Source organism: Synechococcus sp. H55.2, from assembly GCF_047462495.1.
Classification (GTDB): domain Bacteria; phylum Cyanobacteriota; class Cyanobacteriia; order Thermostichales; family Thermostichaceae; genus Thermostichus.
The window spans coordinates 1-18,006 of the sequence record NZ_JANSJH010000053.1; the positions used below are offsets into that span (position 1 = coordinate 1).

General features: G+C 60.5%; 16 protein-coding genes and 1 tRNA gene. 3 read left to right on the forward strand and 14 right to left on the reverse strand.

What is annotated here, in order from left to right; translation table 11 throughout:
- Window positions 1-161 precede the first annotated feature (161 nt).
- A tRNA-Glu gene (locus NW844_RS07740) sits at window positions 162-234 on the reverse strand.
- A 318-nt stretch (window positions 235-552) separates the two neighbouring features.
- Between NW844_RS07740 and NW844_RS07745 the strand changes: the two genes are divergently transcribed.
- Window positions 553-1,281 (forward strand): HAD family hydrolase, encoded by a 729-nt coding sequence (locus NW844_RS07745; protein WP_414334814.1) that lies wholly within the window; start codon window positions 553-555, stop codon window positions 1,279-1,281.
- A gap of 13 nt (window positions 1,282-1,294) precedes the next feature.
- Entirely contained in the window at window positions 1,295-2,947 is a 1,653-nt protein-coding gene (locus NW844_RS07750; protein WP_414334815.1) for a gamma-glutamyltransferase family protein, read from the forward strand.
- A gap of 5 nt (window positions 2,948-2,952) precedes the next feature.
- Here NW844_RS07750 and fabG read toward each other — a convergent pair whose 3' ends face one another.
- The 3 genes from fabG to NW844_RS07765 all read right to left on the reverse strand — a co-directional run bounded on the left by fabG (window position 2,953) and on the right by NW844_RS07765 (window position 5,710).
- Window positions 2,953-3,696: a 3-oxoacyl-[acyl-carrier-protein] reductase gene (fabG, locus tag NW844_RS07755; protein ID WP_414334828.1), complete on the reverse strand. Its 744-nt coding sequence runs from the start codon at window positions 3,694-3,696 to the stop codon at window positions 2,953-2,955.
- 306 nt (window positions 3,697-4,002) lie between these two features.
- Window positions 4,003-4,713: a class I SAM-dependent methyltransferase gene (locus NW844_RS07760; protein WP_414334816.1), complete on the reverse strand. Its 711-nt coding sequence runs from the start codon at window positions 4,711-4,713 to the stop codon at window positions 4,003-4,005.
- A 49-nt stretch (window positions 4,714-4,762) separates the two neighbouring features.
- Window positions 4,763-5,710 carry a sugar phosphate nucleotidyltransferase gene (locus tag NW844_RS07765; protein WP_414334817.1) on the reverse strand — a complete coding sequence of 316 codons (948 nt, stop codon included), beginning with the start codon at window positions 5,708-5,710 and terminating at the stop codon, window positions 4,763-4,765.
- A gap of 119 nt (window positions 5,711-5,829) precedes the next feature.
- Here NW844_RS07765 and NW844_RS07770 point away from each other — a divergent pair, with 119 nt between their 5' ends.
- The gene (locus NW844_RS07770) at window positions 5,830-6,753 is read left to right on the forward strand and encodes an NAD(+) kinase (protein WP_414334818.1); all 924 of its coding nucleotides are present in this window, start codon (window positions 5,830-5,832) and stop codon (window positions 6,751-6,753) included.
- A 14-nt stretch (window positions 6,754-6,767) separates the two neighbouring features.
- Here NW844_RS07770 and NW844_RS07775 read toward each other — a convergent pair whose 3' ends face one another.
- From NW844_RS07775 to NW844_RS07820, 10 genes are all read right to left on the reverse strand, one after another.
- The gene (locus NW844_RS07775) at window positions 6,768-7,907 is read right to left on the reverse strand and encodes a glucose-6-phosphate dehydrogenase assembly protein OpcA (protein WP_414334819.1); all 1,140 of its coding nucleotides are present in this window, start codon (window positions 7,905-7,907) and stop codon (window positions 6,768-6,770) included.
- Between the two features lie 125 nt (window positions 7,908-8,032).
- Entirely contained in the window at window positions 8,033-9,631 is a 1,599-nt protein-coding gene (locus tag NW844_RS07780) for a glucose-6-phosphate isomerase (protein ID WP_414334820.1), read from the reverse strand.
- Between the two features lie 46 nt (window positions 9,632-9,677).
- Window positions 9,678-10,184: a 2-amino-4-hydroxy-6-hydroxymethyldihydropteridine diphosphokinase gene (folK, locus tag NW844_RS07785; RefSeq protein WP_414334821.1), complete on the reverse strand. Its 507-nt coding sequence runs from the start codon at window positions 10,182-10,184 to the stop codon at window positions 9,678-9,680.
- 8 nt (window positions 10,185-10,192) lie between these two features.
- A complete protein-coding gene (gene folB / locus NW844_RS07790) occupies window positions 10,193-10,564 on the reverse strand; it encodes a dihydroneopterin aldolase (protein WP_414334822.1) in 372 nt (123 codons plus the stop codon).
- A complete protein-coding gene (gene folP / locus NW844_RS07795; protein ID WP_414334823.1) occupies window positions 10,551-11,453 on the reverse strand; it encodes a dihydropteroate synthase in 903 nt (300 codons plus the stop codon). Before folP ends, folB begins: the two co-directional genes overlap by 14 nt.
- A 520-nt stretch (window positions 11,454-11,973) precedes the next feature.
- Window positions 11,974-13,065, reverse strand: coding sequence for a redox-regulated ATPase YchF (gene ychF, locus NW844_RS07800; RefSeq protein ID WP_414334824.1), 1,092 nt, complete (start codon window positions 13,063-13,065; stop codon window positions 11,974-11,976).
- A 193-nt stretch (window positions 13,066-13,258) separates the two neighbouring features.
- The gene (gene rlmD / locus NW844_RS07805; RefSeq protein WP_414334825.1) at window positions 13,259-14,653 is read right to left on the reverse strand and encodes a 23S rRNA (uracil(1939)-C(5))-methyltransferase RlmD; all 1,395 of its coding nucleotides are present in this window, start codon (window positions 14,651-14,653) and stop codon (window positions 13,259-13,261) included.
- Window positions 14,654-14,675: 22 nt separating this feature from the next.
- On the reverse strand, window positions 14,676-15,863 hold the full coding sequence (locus tag NW844_RS07810) for a GNAT family N-acetyltransferase (RefSeq protein ID WP_414334829.1): 1,188 nt from the start codon (window positions 15,861-15,863) through the stop codon (window positions 14,676-14,678).
- A gap of 212 nt (window positions 15,864-16,075) precedes the next feature.
- On the reverse strand, window positions 16,076-17,134 hold the full coding sequence (locus NW844_RS07815) for an ATP-grasp domain-containing protein (protein ID WP_414334826.1): 1,059 nt from the start codon (window positions 17,132-17,134) through the stop codon (window positions 16,076-16,078).
- 45 nt (window positions 17,135-17,179) lie between these two features.
- The coding region (locus tag NW844_RS07820; RefSeq protein WP_414334827.1) for an alpha/beta hydrolase-fold protein at window positions 17,180-18,006 on the reverse strand (827 nt) is incomplete at its 5' end.

An 18,006-nucleotide genomic window follows, 5' to 3' on the forward strand; every position in this document is an offset into this window, starting at 1 on the left:
CTGAAAAACAAGCCGTAAGTCTCTCGCCCCCAAGTCCCAAGCGATTGGACAACCGGGTCTGGCCTCAGCTCAAGTTGCAACAGGAGGCCGAGAACTTCCCTCGGCTCCTGGGCTGCCTGGAGTTGTTGTAGGGTTCATTTTCTCCGCCGGCCATTGCGCCATACCCCCAAGGGGATTCGAACCCCTGTCGCATCCGTGAAAGGGATGTGTCCTAGGCCTCTAGACGATGGGGGCGCTCATAAATGCAGCGATCCTAATCCTAGAGAAGGAGGGACGAGCTTGTCAACTTGACACGCCCCCACCCAAACAAGAGATTCTTGCTCCTGCTTCTGCGGCTGCGCTTGGCTGTTCCAGGTCGCCTCAGGCGTTCCTCCGCTTGCCAAGGTGCGGCGGGAATTTCTCTTGGCTCCTGTGTGGGGTGATGCTGAGTTTGCAGACTACGGTGAGGATGTGAGACAGTTTCAGGCGGTGAAGTGATGGCTGCAACTGGAGCATCCCTTGCTTCATCTCTCCAGCCTACGGAGGCAGGGGACTCATGCCATTGGACTGCTTATGCAACCCAAAGTTCTATTGCTGGGCAACGCTGGCACGCACGGGAACTGCGCCGCTGACGCAACTGCCGGCCTGCTTTTGGATATGGACGGGGTGATCGTGGATTCGGAGCCGATCCACGCCCGCGCCGGAGTCATCGCCCTGCAGCGCTGTCAGATCTCTCTGGATCTGGCTCCCATCTCCCTGCAGTTTAAGGGGCGCACCGACCAGGACATGTTCGAGTATCTCGTAGAACACCTGACGGACACCCCGCCTGCGGAACGATCCCTGCTGGTGCAGCGTTTGATCGAGGAAAAGGCCAAGGCTTTTGGAGAACTACTGGGAGAGGTGCCGCTGGTGCCAGGGGTGCTGGAGTTTTTGGCGGCTAGCCGCCGCCGCTTCTCGGCCCTCGCCCTCACCACCTCGGCCACCCGTCGGGATCAAGAGCAGATTTTCCAGCGCTTTAACCTGCACCGCTGGTTCGACGCCGTGATTACTGCCGAAGATATTCGGCGGGCCAAGCCCGACCCCGAGCCCTATTTGAAAACGGCTGCCAAGGTGGGCTTGGATCCCAGCCGGTGTTTGGTGGTCGAAGACTCCACCCACGGGATCCGCGCCGCCAAGGGGGCCGGCTGCTTGGCAGTTGGCCTCACCACTGCTTTCACTGCCGAGGAACTGCGCCGGGCGGGGGCCGATGCGGTGGTGGACAGCTTTGCCGAGTTGGCAGCACTTCTGAGCTTGCCTGTATAGGGAGCACAGACCCATGCAGGAGCCTCTCTCTCCAGCACCGGTTTTTTTACGGCAGGCCCTGGATCGCTATCCATTTGCCTCGCGGCGACGGGTGGTGATGGGCAAACGGGGAGCCGTGGCCACCAGCCAACCGCTGGCGGCAATGGCGGGTATGGAGATGTTCTGGGCCGGCGGCAATGCCGTGGATGCAGCCGTGGCGATGGCGGTGGCTTTGACGGTGGTGGAGCCGACTTCCAATGGCATTGGTGGCGATGCTTTTGCGCTGGTGTGGGAGGGAGGGGAGAAGGGCCGGCTGCACGGCTTGAATGCTTCCGGTCGCAGCCCAGCTGCCCTGACGCCGGAGCGCTGTGTCGGCCAGATTCCCGCTTACGATTGGTTGGCAGTAACGGTGCCGGGGGCTGTTTCGGCTTGGCAAGCCTTGCACCGGCGCTGGGGACGGCTGCCCTTCGAGCGCCTGTTTGGGCCCGCCCTTCGCTTGGCCTGCGAGGGGTTTCCGGTTTCTCCCCGGATTGCCCAGCTGTGGCAGGCGGCGGAGGCCACCTATTTGCCGCTGCCAGATCCCCGCCACGAGGCCTTCAAAGCCGTTTTTTTCCCCCAGGGGCGTGCTCCACGGGCGGGGGAGCGCTGGAGCAGCCCTCTGCATGCACAAACCCTGGCGGAGATTGCCCATAGTGGCGGCGAGAGTTTTTACCGGGGGGAGCTGGCGGAGAAGCTGCTGGCTTTTTCGGATGCCACCGGCGGTCTCCTGTCCCGCGCCGACTTGGCAGAACATCGGGCCGACTGGGTAGAACCCATCCATACCGATTACCGCGGCTACACCGTCTGGGAGATCCCCCCCAATGGGCAGGGCATTGCCGCCCTGATGGCCCTCAACCTTTTGGAGGGTTTTGAGCTGGGTCGGATCCCCTACGAGGCCGGCGAGCGCTATCACCTGCAGATTGAGGCGATGAAGCTGGCTTTTGCCGATGTGAGCCGACAGGTAGCGGATCCCGACTATCTGCGGGTGAGTCCCGCCCAAATGCTGGATAAACGTTATGCCCAGCAACGGCGGCTGTTGATCGGTTCTAGGGCCATCCCCTTGGCTCAGCCAGGGCTACCTCAGGGGGGAACGGTTTACTTGGCCACAGCTGATGGCGACCTGATGGTGTCTTTGATCCAATCCAACTTCGACGGCTTCGGCAGCGGCCTGCTGGTTCCAGGGACAGGGATTGCCCTCCACAATCGCGGCACCGGATTCACCTTGGAACCCGGTCATCCCAACCAGGTGGGCCCGCGCAAGCGCCCCTACCACACGATTATCCCCGCCTTTCTTTCCAAAGATGGGATCCCCCTCGGCCCTTTCGGTGTCATGGGAGGGACGATGCAGCCCCAAGGCCATGTGCAGGTGGTGGTGAATCTGGTGGATTACGGCCTGAACCCCCAAGCGGCTCTGGATGCGCCCCGCTGGCGAGTGCTTCTCGACCAAGGGATCCCGCAGGTGGCGCTGGAGAGCACGGCCCCCCCTCAGGTGGTGGGAGAGCTTGCTGCGCGGGGCCACGCGGTGCAGGTGGTGGCTGCAGAAGAGGACTACGGCCTTTTTGGCCGGGGACAGATCATCTTTCGCGATGGGGATCACCTGATCGGGGCTTCCGAACCCCGTGCCGATGGGTTGGCCCTGGCCTGGTAGAAGGATCAGCTCATCACCATGCCACCGTCGATGGCGAAAACCTGCCCGGTGATGTAGGCTGCCGCCGGGTCGGCCGCCAAAAAGCGCACCAGCCCCGCCACTTCCGCTGGGGATCCCAGTCGCCCCAGGGGGATCTGCGCCAGGATAGGGCCGGGATCCAACTTCTCGGTCATCTGGGTGGTGATAAAGCCGGGGGCAACGGCGTTGACGGTGATGTTGCGGCTGGCCAGCTCGCGGGCTGCTGTCTTGGTCAGACCAATCACCCCTGCTTTGGCGGCGCTGTAGTTGGCCTGGCCGGCGTTGCCCACCAGGCCCACCACCGAGGTGATGTTGATGATCCGCCCCTGCCGCTGCTTGACCATGATCTTGGCGGCTGCCTTCAGGCAGAGAAAGACCCCCGTGAGGTTGAGATCCAGCACCGCCTGCCAATCTTCCGGCTTCATGCGCAGCAGCAGGGTGTCGCGGGCCATGCCGGCGTTGTTCACCAGCACGTTCACCCGCCCCCAGCGCTCCATCACCTGCTCAAAGAGCTGCTCCACTTCTGCCGGCTGGGAGACATCGGCGGCCACGGCCATCCCTTCTCCCCCCAGGGCGGCGATCTCCTGCACCAGCGACTCGGCCTCGGCGGCGGAGCGGGCGTAGTTGACGACCACCTTGGCGCCAATCGCCCCCAAGTGCAGGGCAACGGCCCGGCCAATGCCCCGGCTGGCTCCGGTGACCACCGCCACCTGGTTGTGGAGCGAAGGCAAGGGGAGAAGCTCAGACATAAGCGGCAGGTTCCTCGTTGTTGGGACAGCCGCAACAGTATAGGATGCTTTGGCTGTGTCTGGGGCCAGGTTTTTTGTCCACTCCCCACCCTTCTCCTGAGGGAATAGTAAACCGGGGGGCTGGGCCAGATTCAGGATAGCGCTCCGCGCCGCTGGCGCGTTCGTGACAGCGTTGCAGAGCAATAACGACGCCGCAAACTGTTTCATTGATAATTGATATTTGAAACGACTATAAAAGTTATCTCAATATCTTGCAAATGCTCGGCTACTTTCCCGCTCATGAGCATGTCAAGGTTTGCGCTGAATCCAATAGGTGGTAAACAGTTCGCCACCGGCCTGTTTCTGAATTTTGCCCCCTAAGTCTGCGATGCGTCGCTCCCACTCTGTTAGGGGAGTGAAAATCGGTTCGGTGCCTTTGAATAGCTCGATGAGACCCCATTGTTCTGCCCACACCGAGTCAGGATTGACCACTTCGATGATCACCGGCGCAGCCGGTCGCAACACCCGCAGCAACTCTGCCCAAACCGCGTCGAAGTACTCAATCGGGTAGTAGTACAAAAATCCGGTGGCGATGGCCAGATCAAACTGCTCCGGCTCGTAGTTTTCCAGATGGTGGGCGGATCCCTGTTGCATCGACTTGAATAGCTTGGAGTTGAGCTGAGGTGCCCGCGAGCGAATAAAGCGTACGATCTCGCCACTCAGCTCATGGCCGTAAAAGTGGGCTTGCCAATCGTTCCAGGGATAAGTCAGGAAGCTCACCCCACAGCCCAAATCCAGGCAGGCTTCCCGTTTTTTGGGGGCACGCAACTGCCAAAAGGGGATCCCGAGGCGCTCTTGCAGATGATCTCGCTGCTGGGCTTGCCAAAAGGGCAGTTGCTCCAGATCTGGGGGAAGTTGCCAGCCTGGCCGACCCAGTTGCATTTCCAGCTCTCGGTTGAAGCGAGCGGCTACAGAAGCCAGGTAGGGATCCCAGCGTTCCCCGGTTTGCGGTAGCTCCATCTTTGGATGGCTTTGTTGTGGATGGTTGTGGACTTAACTGGCACTTAACCTACACTACCAAGACCCTTGACCCATAGGCTCCCGGCTGCAGGGATCCATTCACCCAACTGTGGCTGCCGAGGATGGTGCCGGCGGGGACTTGAGCTTGGGATCCCAGACAGGTGTGGGCGCCGATGTAGCAGGGGGCGTGCAGTTGGGCGTTGGGATGGATCTCAGCCGTTTTGTGCACCCATATCCCCGGCGCTTGTTCTTCCACATCCTTCAGGGGAAAATCCGTCATCCGGCCCAAGAGAATGTCCAGTTGGCCGTGGTAGTAGCTGGCCGGCGTGCCCAGATCCCGCCAGTAGCCTGCATGAAGGTAGGCTTGCATTCGTTGCCCTCGCCGGAGCAAATCAGGAAAGACGCGCCGCTCGAAGCTGAGGGGATCCCCGCTGGGGTAGTCTTTGAAAATGGCCGGATCGAGGACATAGGTGCCGGCGTTGATCGTGTTGGTGGTGAGGGTGAGGGCTTCGGCAGGGGTGGGCTTTTCCCGAAAAGACTGGATCTGGCCCCCTTCCCCCACTTCCACCAGGCCATAGGCGGTGATGTCCTCCACGCGGGTGAGGGTGAGGGTGGCAACGGCCTGGCTCTGCAGGTGGCATTGCATGAGCGCCTGCAAATCCAGATCCGTGAGGATATCGGCATTGAAGACCACCAAGGGATCCCCGCTGAAATAGGGCTGGGCCAGCACCAGGGCTCCTGCTGTATCCAAAGGCGTCTCTTCGGCAAGGTAGCGAAGCTTCACCCCCCAAGCAGCGCCATCTCCCAAAGCAGCCTCAATTTGTTGGCCCAAATACCCCACGCTGAGCAAAATGTCCGTCAGGCCGGCTCGTCGGCAGCGCCCCAGCAGCCATTCCAAGAAAGGCACCTCCAAAAGGGGCAGCAAAGGCTTGGGTTGCACAAAGGTAAAAGGCCGTAAGCGAGTGCCTTTCCCGCCCGCCAAGATCACCGCCTGCATACCCCCCCTCAACCCTAATTCCCTACCTGTAATATAGAGCAGCGCTTTGTCGGCGATCTGGCCGGCAGAAGAGCCTACAGAACTGATAGAGTTTTGGCACCTCTGCCTTGCCACCGCCCATGACCAAGCCCAAAGCCGGGATCCTCTACAACGATGCCAAGCCCGCCGCCAAACGCAGCAGCGAGGCCCTCTCCCGCTGGTTTCAGGAACAAGGCTGGGAAGTCTGTGTGGCCCCCAACTGGGGCGGCATCCTCGGCTACGCCAAGCCCGATAGCCCCATCTGCCTGACCAAAGTGGATAGCCTGGCCCCGGCTGGATTTGACGAGACCATGAAATTTGCGGTGGTGCTGGGGGGAGATGGCACCGTCTTGGCAGCAGCGCGGCAACTGGCCCCCAAAGGGATCCCCCTGTTGGCGGTGAACACAGGCCACCTGGGCTTTTTGACGGAGACTTACCTTTCTCACCTAGAAGAGGCTGCCAGCGCCGCCATCGCCGGGGAGTACACCCTGGATCGCCGCAGCATGTTGCTGGTGCAAGCCTACCGAGGGCAGGAATTGCGCTGGGAGGTCTTGAGCTTAAACGAGATGGTGCTGCACCGGGAGCCTTTGACCAGCATGTGCCATTTCGAGATCACCATTGGGGATCACTCTCCCCTGGATGTAGCTGCCGACGGAGTGATTTTGGCTACCCCCACCGGCTCGACGGCCTATGCCCTCTCGGCGGGCGGGCCGGTGATCACGCCGGGGGTGCCGGTTTTGCAGTTGATCCCGATTTGCCCCCATTCCATGGCCTCGCGGGCCTTGGTCTTCCCCGATTCGGAGGAGGTGTGGATCAGCCCCGTTACTCCTCAGCCGCTGGTTTTGGTGGTAGATGGGAATGCCGGCTGCTACATCCTGCCGGAAGACCAAATTCGGGTGGTGCGTGCCCCTTACTGGACGGATCTGATGCGCCTACGCCGACCGGAGTTTTTCCGCGTCATGCGAGAGAAGTTGGGGTGGGGACTGCCCCATGCTTCTAAGCCCACATCGGTGGAGTTGCCTTGAACCAGAAGCAGATCTCAGCTTTTGCCCAGCTTCAGCATCTGATCCACCACCCCCAGCGTTTCTTCGTAGAGGTAGTCGGGGCCGGGCCGCTGCAACTCAGCGGCCAACAGGGTATCGAGGGAATCCTGCTCCAGGGGAGCCACCTGGCGAATCACACATCTCTGAGCGCCCCCCATGGCTTCCATGCGCATACACCCTGTGGTTTCCGAACACAGCACGGTACAGGCATTGGCTTCTTGATTGCTGGCGGTGAGGCGCAGCCCGATGAGATCCCCCGGCTGGCTGATTTCCGAGGCCAAGGGCACAGCGGCCAATTCCGCCATCACCTGGCCGCCCGTTTGGGTTTGAAAGCAGAGGCGGTCGATCTTGTAATCGTGTTCTTGAGCCTGAACCCGCTCTGTGGGCGTCCACCCCAGGCGACCGGCCAGCCAGCCCAAAAAAAGGAACGCCTGGCAGGGATTGCCGGCTTTGTAGTCGAGGGTCACGCGATCCACAAGGTATAGGGACTCCCGCCGGTCGGGAGGGTCAAAGGCTTGGGCGGTGAGTTCCTGCCAGGGCAGCAGCCGCCGCCAGTTAAGATCCCCGCAGTGGCGCCCCTCGCCGACCAAGAGGTGGATCTCCTGCAGATCTTCTTCTGGATTGACAAAGCCGCGCGAATCGACGATGACCCGGTTGCTGAGGGCCACCAATTTTTGAAACAGCAGGCTGTTCAAGTCCAGATCCCCTTGCCACCACAAAAAGGTGGGCAAGTTGGGGATCAGCAGGGAAGCGATGGTGCTGCAGGCCCGCACAAAGGCCGATTCCGGCGCCTTCAGGGTGATGTATTCGCAACAGACCAACGAGCTGCGCTGCTCGCGAGTTACCGGACAATAGGCGGCCACCTGGGCCTCGATGGTGTCGTCTGCGGATCCCGCCCGTTTGGCTCGCAGGTCGATGACGCGACAGGGGTTCTGGGTGGCAATGGCCTCGACGGTGGGGGAGGGCAGCAACAGCGCGTCGTCCAGAGATTCATAGACCACTAGGGTAAAGGTGGCGGCGCGGGCGGCAACGCTCTCTCCCTTAGAAGACCAGATTTTGTTCAGCTCCTGCTCAATATCCTCGATGGAGACATCTTTCGGGGTTTGCAAAGGCAGGACGGCGGTGGATTGATCCATGGTCTCCTCCTGGAGCGGGCTCTTGCTCGATTCTAAGCAGATGGGCCGGCTGGCCGGGAAGGGTTTAAGGTGGGGTACAGATTGGCCGGCTCCAGCTTCTGCACCCGATCTGCGAAACAGCAGGCTCAGGCGGGCCGGGGCTGGATGGTCAGCTCTGAGGGACGGGCGGGATCCCCTACCAACAGCACGCCGCGACCGTTGGCGTGCAGGTGCCGCACAATCCAGTACAGGGTTTCGATGCGCTCCGGGCAGCCTAGTTTTTCTGCCAACTGGGGCAAAGTCAGGGATCCCTGCTGCGCCTGTACCGTCTCCAGCACCCGCCGTTGCAGCTCCAAGACGGCGCGGGCGGCTTTTTTGCCTGCCTCTACCCCCGGTTGATGGTAGGCGTTGATCCGGATGAGAGAAGCATAGAGGCCCACGGCTCGTTCGTAGAGGGCGATCAAGGCCCCCACTGAGCGGGCATCCACCCGTGGCAGCGTCACGGTAATGGAGTCGCGCCCGTTTTCGTAGAGGGCCTGGCGGGTGCCCTGCAACAGGCCGTCCAGGTAGTCGCCGCTGGTTACCTGCGGCTCCACGAAGGGGGAAGGGATCCCGGGCTCTCGATCCTGGAGCACCTCGATGAAGGTAACAAAAAAGTTGTTCAAACCATCCCGCAACTGCTGCACGTAGGCGTGTTGATCGGTGGTGCCTTTGTTGCCGTAAACGGCGATGCCCTGCTCCACGCGGTTGCCGTTCAGATCATGGGATTTGCCCAGGGATTCCATCACCAACTGTTGTAAGTAGCGGCTAAACAGCAGCAGGCGATCCTTGTAGGGCAAAACCACCATATCTTTGCGCCCTTGGCCCTGACCGACGATGTACCAAGCCATGGCCAGCAGGGCGGCAGGATTGCGCTCCAGGTGGGGCAGGCGGGTGGCTGCGTCCATGGTGGCGGCCCCGGCCAGCAAAGCCCGGATGTCGATCCCCTGCAATGCTGCCGGCAACAGGCCCACTGCCGAAGTTTCGGAGGTGCGTCCCCCCACCCAGTCGAAGATGGGGAAGACCGCCAGCCACCCCTCTTGCCGCGCCTGTTGCTCCAATTGGCTGCCGGGCCCGGTGATGGCCACCGCATGGTCAGAAAAAGGGATCCCGGCCTTTTGGTAGGCCAGCTTCACCTCCACCAAGCCATTGCGCGGCTCTGGGGTGCCGCCGGATTTGGAGGTGGTGATCACCAGGGTTTGTCCCAGCTTGCCCGCCAGCCGTCCCAGCACCCGATCAAACCCATCGGGATCCGTATTGTCGATGAAGTGGATATTCAGAGGAGGGTGCAGAGGAGCCAGGGCCTCGGCCACAAATTGCGGCCCCAGAGCCGAGCCGCCGATGCCGATGCAGAGGAGCTCGGTGAAACGCCCCCCGCCGCTGGCCGGGATGGCTCCACGATGGATCTGTTGGGCAAAGGTTTCCACTTGCTCAATGCAATCCTGAATGGCCTGCCGGATCTCCGGGGTGGGAGCCAGCTCCGGCGCCCGCAGCCAATAGTGGCCCACCTGGCGGCCTTCGTCGGGGTTGGCGATGGCCCCGGCTTCCAAAGCCTGCATCTCGGCAAAAGCCTGGGCAAAGCGAGGCCGCAGCGCTTCCACCTGAGGAGGAGTCAAGCGGATGCGGCTGATATCGACGAAAATCTCCAGGCTGGGATGGTAGTAAAGCCAGTTGCAGTAGTGCTGCCAGAGTTGAAGGCCGTCCATGGGATCCTTTTCGCCAAAAGCCGTAACCAGCTTACCAAACCCTTCTCTACTCCCAGCCGAGGGTCGTGCGCTCCAGCCAGGATCGATCCAAACTGACCAGCGCCTCTTCGACCCCGACGCCCGTCTCAGGGTGACGCCAGTTGGGGGCGATCTCACACAAGGGAGCTAAGACAAAGGCACGTTCCATCATGCGAGGGTGGGGCAACGTCAGCTCGGGGCTATTTAGGATCCGGTTGCCCACGGCCAGCAGATCCAAATCCAGAGTTCTGGCCTCCCAGCGGATGCGCCGCACCCGCCCCGCCTCCTGCTCGATGGCCAGCAGCGCCCCAATCAACTCCAGAGGGGACTGGTAAGGGGGAAAGGGATCCAACGCCACCACGGCGTTGAGGTAGTCGGGCTGGCCGGCTGGCCCCCCTTGGGCAGGGCTGCGGTAGAGGCTGGAGCGAGCCACCACCTGGCCCAACCTGAGCAACTTCTGCCCAGCCGAGCGCAATTGCCGCAGCGGATCCCCCAGGTTGCTGCCCAGGGCAATGTAGGCCAGGTCGGGATTCATGAGGCTTCTCATCTGCTGACGGATCGCCAGCGGTCGATCTCTACGTAGACATCCCCAAACAGCCCCGGCAGGGGAGCTTGGGGCTTGTGCACCCGCACCGTCAGGGCCTCCAGTTGGGGATAGCTCTGCCACAGCCGCTCGGCAATCTGGTCTGCCAAGGTCTCGATCAAGCGGTAGCGCCGCTCGGTCACCTCTTGCCGCACCACCTCATACACTTGGGCGTAGTCCACCGTGCCAGAGAGGTCATCCTGGATCGGGGCCAGGGAAAGCTGCATCTCCACATCCACCACAAAGCGCCCGCCCAAAACCGCTTCCTCAGGGCGGTAGCCGTGGCGGGCATGAAAGACAAGACCCTGCAGCACCAACCTAGCCTGGGTCACGGTGGAGACCTTCCCAAACAGCCAGGGCGGAGACATGAGCAGGGACGTTGTGGACTCGCACCAAGGCAGCACCCTGGCTGGCGGCAAAAAGATGCACGGCCACGCTGGCGCTATCCCGCTCTTTGGGCACGGCGATGCCGGCCAGCTTGCCCACAAAACTTTTGCGGGAGGCCCCCACCAACACGGGGTAACCGCAGGCAACCAGCCGTGGCAGGGCTTTGAGCAGGGCCACATTCTGCTCGGCGGTTTTGGCAAAACCCAAGCCGGGATCCAAAACCACGCTGGGCACACCGGCCGCCAGAGCCCGCTCCGCCTGGGCCTGCAGAAAGCCAAAAACCTCCCCCTCCAGGTCGTCGTAGTCGGTCTGCTGCTGCATGGTGCGCGGCTCTCCCCGCATGTGCATGATCACCGCCGGCACCCCCTTCTCGGCGCACACCTGCATCATCTGCGGATCGCGCAGCCCGGTGACATCGTTAACGATGTGCGCTCCCGCGGCCAGGGCCGCCGCCGCCACCTCCGTTCGGCGCGTATCGACGCTGATGGGGATCCCGGATCCTTCCAGGGCCCGGATCACAGGCAAGACCCGGTCGCATTCCACCTCCACGGATACCGGCTCCGCCCCCGGACGGGTGGACTCGCCGCCGATATCCACAATCAAGGCCCCCGCCGCCGCCATGGCCCTGGCTGCCTGTACGGCTGCTTCCACGGATCCCCACTGGCCGCCGTCGCTGAAGCTGTCAGGGGTTACATTCAGCACCCCCATCACCGCCACCCCGCGCCACGAGAGGCGGTAGCCCTCGGCCACCTGTTCGGCCCTGGGCAGGGGACGCCGAGAAGTTAAGCCGGTAACACGTGTAAGCAGTAGACCATGATCCCGTGCAACAAGCATGTCGCCTTATGCTGCTGGAGCAGAGACATTTTTCTGTAGCTCAGGATACTACAGCCTAAGCTCTGCACCTGCCTGAAATCCAATAAAGCGCTTTGGCCTCTCCAGCTTTTAGGAGCAAGCTCAGGGAGGATCTCCCACCGGCTTAGGCGCGGGGGGTGGCCTGAGCCGGCAGAGAAGCTCATCCCGTTCTAGAACATGATGTCGTCTTCCGAACGACCCCAGATGCACCAAATGATAGAGGCAAAGATCGCCATGTAAACCCAGGCCATCGGGCTATATTGCAGCAGATCCATCAATACATCCCTAAAACATTTGTTTATCTAGTCCAATTATTGTGATGTTTCGTTACAGCGTCAACAGTTCTCTCAGGAAAAAGCTCCTCCTCAGGCCAGACCGGAGCTGTGCTGGGATCCCTTGCCGGAAGGGGGCTAGGTTTTTTGGCCTACAGGGTATGGGCAGATTCTCAGTGCTGAGCAAAGCCGGTTGCCTGAGAGAAAGGCAGGGGGAGCTGGACATGAGCCTAGACATTGAAGCGGAAGTGCATCACATCCCCTTCCTGCACCACGTAGTCTTTGCCCTCGCTGCGCACCAGGCCCTTCTCTCTAGCGGCATTCAGGGATCCCGCCGCCACCAGATCAGCATAGGCCACCGTCTCGGCCCGGATGAAGCCCCGCTCGAAATCGGAGTGGATCACGCCGGCTGCCTGGGGGGCTGTGGCTCCGACGGGGATCGTCCAGGCGCGGGTTTCCTTGGGGCCGGAGGTGAAGTAGGTGCGCAGGCCCAGCAGCTCGTAGGTGGCCCGGATGAGGGATTTCAGCCCGCCTTCTTTCACCCCCAACGAATCCAGATAGGCCTGTCGCTCCTCAGGGGGCAGCTCCACCAGCTCTGCTTCCACCTGGGCTGAGACCACCACCACGCCCGCCCCTTCCGCCTTGGCAAACTGGCGCACCTGCTCCACCCAGGCATTGCCGCCGGCCAGATCCGTTTCCGCCACGTTGGCAGCGTAGATCACCTTCTTGCGGGTGAGCAGCCCCAGCCCTTTGATCAACTGCTCTTCTTCCGGGCTGAGGGGCACCAGCCGGGCCGGTTTGCCCTCGTCCAGAGCGGCCTGCAGCTTCTCCAGCGCCTGCAGCTCCGCTTGGGCAGCTTTGTCGGATTTGGCCTGCTTGCGCACCCGTTCCAAGCGCCGCTCGATCTGGGCCAGATCCGCCAGGGCCAGCTCCAAGTTGATGACGCCGATATCCCGCAGAGGATCCACCGAGCCGGCCACATGCACGATGTTTTCGTCCTGGAAGCAGCGCACCACATGCACCACGGCGTCCACCTGGCGAATGTGGGAGAGAAACTGGTTGCCCAGCCCCTCTCCCTTGCTGGCCCCTGCCACCAGCCCGGCAATATCCACAAACTCGATTTGGCTGGGGACGATCTCGGCAGAGCCGCTGATCTTGGCCAGCACCTCTAGGCGCTCATCCGGCACCGCCACCCGCCCCACATTCGGCTCAATGGTGCAAAAGGGAAAGTTGGCCGCCTCGGCTTTGGCATTTTCGCAGAGGGCGTTGAACAGAGTCGATTTGCCTACATTGGGCAGGCCGACAATTCCAGCTCTGAGCATCGAGATCGCGGAGGAAAAAGCTAGGGTAACGGCAAGGGGATCCGTTGCAAAACTTTAAGATCACTATTTTGACGTTAGCATTTGTCGCCTCCGGCTGGAGCACCTTCCCCGGTGACAGATCCGCTCCCTCACCCCCAGCCCCTCTCCCAAAGGGAGAGGGGGGATAGGCGGAGAGAGGTTTTTGGGGTTGCCCTTAAACCCGCTCCAGAAAGGCGACTCCCTCTACATGCCCGGTTTGGGGAAAGAAGTCGGCAGCTCGCCATTGGGTTAGGTGGTAGGATCCCTCGGCCAGCAAGATTTGTAAGTCGCGCGCCAAGGTGGCCGGGTGACAGCTAATGTAAACGAGGCGCGGTGGCCGTCGCAGCTTTAAGATCTCGAGCACTTGGCGGTCGCAGCCACGTCGCGGCGGATCCAGCACCACAATGTCGGCAGGGGGCAGGGTTGGCAAAACCTGTTCCACCGTGCCCTCGAAAAACTGGACAGCAGAGAGGTTGTTGAAGCGAGCGTTGTAGCGGGCCTGGGCCACCGCTTCCGGCAACGCTTCCACCCCCATCACCCGTTTGGCCCGTTGCGCCAGCAGCAAGGTCAGGGTGCCGATGCCACAGTAGGCGTCCAGGACGGTCTCCTCTCCCCGCAGGTTCAGTTGATCGACTATCCAGGTAAAGAAGGCCTCCGCTTGCTCGGTATTGACCTGGAAGAAAGAGGTGCTGTCGATCCAGAGGGAAAAACCGGCAAATTCTTCCCGCAGGGATCCCCGACCGGCAATCACCTCCGTTTGCGGGCCAAAGATGGCGTTGGTGCGGGCCGGATTGAGATTGAGACAGACCCCCACCAGGTCGGGGTAGCGCTGCATCCAGCGTTCAGCCCAGCTTTCCAGATGGGGCAGGTCGCGGCTGCAACTGACCAAGGTCAGCAGCACCTCGCGGGTACGGCGACCGATGCGCAAGCCCAGGTGGCGGAGATGGCCCTGGTGGCGGCTTTCGTCATACACGTTCCAGCCCGTTTCCTGGAGATCCCGCTTGATCTCCCTCAGGAACACGTCCAACCGCTCATCCTGCACGGGGCATTGGTTGAGGTTCACCAGGCGGTGGCTGCCCCGTTGGTAGTAGCCCACGCGCAACGGCTGGCCTGCCGCTTTGGCAATGGGGTAGGTGACCTTGTTGCGGTAGCGCAGCGGCTGCGGGGATCCCAAAATGGGGACAGGCTCCGGCAGGGTAAGGCCGCCAATCCGTTCCAGCGCATCCCTGAGGATCTGCTGCTTGGTGGCCAGTTGCTGAGCGTAGCTGACGTGTTGCCATTGGCAGCCACCGCACTTGTCAGCCACGATGCAGGCCGGTCGCACCCGTTCGGGAGAGGGAGTCATTAACGACCGAATTCGTCCGACCAAATAGTTGCGCTTGATCTCGGTGATCTGGGCCACCACCTGATCCCCCGGCACCGCCTGGGAGACAAACACCACCCGCCCTTGTCCCAGTCCCGCCGTGTGGGCAATGCCATCTCCTTGGGGGGTCAGATCCGTGATCTCCAGGGATAGGAGAGCGCCGGGTTTAACGGGATCCAGAAAACCAGAAGGGAGCGGCTGTTCCATTAAGCTGTTTCGCTAGAGTGGCTTATTCCTGGGTCAAAGCAGACAGAGAAGGCAAAACATCCTCTCGAAAAGGAACCTCATTTTGATTGACATTCTCCAGCTCGGCCAACATGAGAGGATTAACCCGATTCAAATAAGGCACCAAAACCTGTTGCAGCCGTGGTCGATAAAAACGGTGGTAGCTGTACACAGGCGTAGCCGGAAATCCCCGCCGGATCTTATGGGATCCGCCGGCGCCGGGATCAAAGTTGCGGATCCCTTCGCGGATGGCCAGGGCAATCGGCTCGTAATAGCAAACGTTAAAGTGCAAAAACTTCACCTCTTCCCGACAGCCCCAGTAGCGACCGAATAGGCGATCTTCTTTACGAACACAAAAAGACATCCCCAGAATTTCTGTATTTCGTTCCCCGGCCACCAGCACCAGCCGCTGCCGATAGTTGGGATAGAGAGATTCAAAAAAGCGGCGGTTGAGATATTTGCTCCAGTTCCAGAATTGAGCGCAGGTGTTGCTGTAAAAATCATACATGAGAGAGAGCAGGCGCGGCGTGATCTCCTCTCCTGTGTAGATCTTGAGTTGTATGCCGCTTTTTTCCATCGCAGCCCGCTCCCGCTTAATGTTGCGCCGCTGGTTGGCATTGAACTGGCTCAAAAAGTCCTCGTAAGAGCGGTAGCCAGGGTTGTGCCACTGGTAGTTGTGGGTGATTCGAGGCGTCAATCCATCCGATTCTAATTGGGCCCGCCAGTCCAAATCCACATAAAGTAAGCTAAACACCGAAATATCATTATCTTGGCAAAAGCGGTCGATAATGGCCAACATCAACGGCCACACTTCTGCTGCCGAGTAGTCGGGGTGGACGAGAACGCGATAGCCGGTGGCCGGCGTAAAGGGGGCCATGCCGATCAACTTTGGGTAGTAGCGTTCCCCCAGTTGGCCGGCAACCGCAGCCCATTCTTGGTCGAAGATAAACTCACCCTGGCTGTGGCTTTTCAAATACAAGGGGGCAGCGGCGATCAATTGCCCCCCCGACTCCACCAACAGGTGACAGGGCAACCAACCCGTGTTGCGGCTGGCACAACCGGAAGCCTCTAAGCTGTGCAGCCATTCGTATTCCAAAAAAGGAGAGGTGCGCTCCGTCTGCAAAGTGTGCCAGGCAACCGCCGGGATCTCGCGAATATCGTGGCACCAGCGCCATTTCAAGCCGGTTGACATTTGCCTGCCCAGATAGACCAACTCGCCCTGCAGCCGCGTCAGCTTGGCTGTCCCCATACTCCTTGCAGAGAGGATCCGCCGCCTTTAAGTTCAACACGGGACAGGATCCCTGCGCTTGCTTGCCTGCTTAACCCACATAATATGTACAAGATTGGAAAACAGAGAACTGCTCCTCGACCCGGCGCCAGAGGGTGCCTTTGTGTTAACGTATTTTATTCGCGATCCCTGGGCTCGTAGTAGTGGTTGGCCAATTCCAGAGCCATCTGAAACTTCTGCTCACGGGTGAGGTCGGCCTGCCGGGCGATCTGGGCAAAGCGGTTGACATCTGGGGGCAAGAAGTCGAAAGGCCGCTGTTCCCGCACAATATCTACGACCAAATCGCAAAGGGCCTGCTGGTAATCGTTGTAAAAAATCTCCCCCAAAGCCTTGAGGCGGCCATCGGGCACCGGATTGTTAAAGTCAATGGCTTGCAGCTCCCCTTGCTCGTCGATAAACAGCTCCACCGAGTTCATTTCATAGCCCAACGCCCGATTGATAATCCGGCACGTATCGATAACTTTTTTGCCCATCTCTGGCGTGAGAAACTCTGGATCAAATAAGTACTCGCTGGCATCGAACTTGCGAAAGATGTATTTAATGGGGATGATCTTTCGGCCAATGCAGAGGGCGCGAATCTGCCAGGGATAGGGGCTTTTAACCTTCTCCTGGAGCATCATCACCTGGGATCCGGAGCGGTCGTAAAAGTAGAGGAGCTGCTCCATGTTATAGGCAATTTCGACCCCGATGGCCTCCCGTCCCTCCGCCGGTTTGATGACAATCGGCCAGCCGAGATCTTCTGCCATCCCCTGCCAATCGAAAAACTTGTGATACTTAAAGTCTTCTGTTTTCAAAGCCGGAGCTTCCTTGGGAGGTAGAATGTAAGTCTTTGGAATGGAGATCCCCAGCTCCTTGACCACCATGTAGGCGGCATCTTTGTTGCGCAAGTAGTAGTAAAAGCTGAAGGGGTTGTTGATGATGTATACTCCCCTGAAGGCAAAGCCCATGAACAGGCCAATTGCTTGGGGGTAAAGGTAGCTGAAGCGGTCTAGGATGAGGCGGTACTTGGTGCGGTAATCCAGGTTCACCTCGTGGATGGTGACATGTTCCGCCCGGATCTTGTAGGCTTGGCCGTTGCGGGCTTGAACGGGGGGAAGAGCGTTGAGGCGGGCCAGGGTGTCGTCCCCAAAAGGCTCGCTGAAGTGCAGGCTGCCAACCCAGTAGTCTTCGATCATCCAGGCTCCCTCATCAAAAGCTCTCTCAATCCTCTGCAAGGGATCCTACGCGAAGGCGCGGATTTGGGCTTGCCAAGTGGGCCAGTCGTGATCCCCTTCCCACACCTCCAGGTGATGGGGGATGTCGTTGCGGCGGAGGACTTCTGCCAGGCGCAGGTTGTCGTTGAGGCAGTGATCCCGGTGGGCGGTGAGCAGTTTTAGCTCGGTATTTTGCCCGCCCAGTTGATCCCAGAGTTGTCGGCTCATGTTGGACATGTAAGCCAAGGGGTTGATGAAGTACAGCTCCTGCTCCGCCTGCTGGGGATCCCAGCCGGTGATGGGGCCGAGAGCAGCCACATCGTAGGGCCCTCCCAGCGCCAGACAACGGCGCACCAGGCCGGGGTGCCGACAGGTGAGGTTGACGGCGTGGGTGGCCCCCAGAGAGAAGCCTGCCACCACCAGAAAGTCATTTTGTGCTTCTGCTTTGGCATAGGGGATCAGCTCTTCTACCCAGTGCTGCTCCAGCAACAGCCAGCGATCCCGCCGTTGGGGCACGTCCAGCTCGCGGTTGAACAAGGTCTCCCAATCCAGGGTTTCCACGCAAAAAGCCTGCAAATAGCCCTGTTCCAGATGATGGCCGAGGCTGGCGATAATGCCGCGATCTTCCAAGTCGAAAAAACGCCCGTTGCTGGTGGGCAGACAGATGAGCGGGTAGCCGTGATGCCCAAAGTGGAGCATCTCCATTTCCCGGCCCAAGATCGGAGAGGGAAAACGCAAGTAGCGGCGAGCGTAGGACATGAAAAACGGGGAAGGGATCCTCAAAACATACCCAACTTTCTCTTCTGCGGGGGAAAAGTTGTGCCTTGCCTGGCCAAGAAAGCCAAGCTGCAACC

What these genes read in the sequence shown, in the direction of transcription:
- NW844_RS07745 (WP_414334814.1), top strand. Translation starts at nt 553, where the DNA reads ATGCAACCCAAAGTTCTATTGCTGGGCAACGCTGGCACGCACGGGAAC.
- NW844_RS07770 (WP_414334818.1), top strand. Translation starts at nt 5,830, where the DNA reads ATGACCAAGCCCAAAGCCGGGATCCTCTACAACGATGCCAAGCCCGCC.
- ychF (WP_414334824.1), bottom strand. Translation starts at nt 13,065, where the DNA reads ATGCTCAGAGCTGGAATTGTCGGCCTGCCCAATGTAGGCAAATCGACT.
- NW844_RS07780 (WP_414334820.1), bottom strand. Translation starts at nt 9,631, where the DNA reads ATGGACGGCCTTCAACTCTGGCAGCACTACTGCAACTGGCTTTACTAC.
- NW844_RS07760 (WP_414334816.1), bottom strand. Translation starts at nt 4,713, where the DNA reads ATGGAGCTACCGCAAACCGGGGAACGCTGGGATCCCTACCTGGCTTCT.
- NW844_RS07810 (WP_414334829.1), bottom strand. Translation starts at nt 15,863, where the DNA reads ATGTCAACCGGCTTGAAATGGCGCTGGTGCCACGATATTCGCGAGATC.
- NW844_RS07750 (WP_414334815.1), top strand. Translation starts at nt 1,295, where the DNA reads ATGCAGGAGCCTCTCTCTCCAGCACCGGTTTTTTTACGGCAGGCCCTG.
- NW844_RS07765 (WP_414334817.1), bottom strand. Translation starts at nt 5,710, where the DNA reads ATGCAGGCGGTGATCTTGGCGGGCGGGAAAGGCACTCGCTTACGGCCT.
- NW844_RS07815 (WP_414334826.1), bottom strand. Translation starts at nt 17,134, where the DNA reads ATGATCGAAGACTACTGGGTTGGCAGCCTGCACTTCAGCGAGCCTTTT.
- folP (WP_414334823.1), bottom strand. Translation starts at nt 11,453, where the DNA reads ATGCTTGTTGCACGGGATCATGGTCTACTGCTTACACGTGTTACCGGC.
- NW844_RS07775 (WP_414334819.1), bottom strand. Translation starts at nt 7,907, where the DNA reads ATGGATCAATCCACCGCCGTCCTGCCTTTGCAAACCCCGAAAGATGTC.
- folK (WP_414334821.1), bottom strand. Translation starts at nt 10,184, where the DNA reads ATGAATCCCGACCTGGCCTACATTGCCCTGGGCAGCAACCTGGGGGAT.
- rlmD (WP_414334825.1), bottom strand. Translation starts at nt 14,653, where the DNA reads ATGGAACAGCCGCTCCCTTCTGGTTTTCTGGATCCCGTTAAACCCGGC.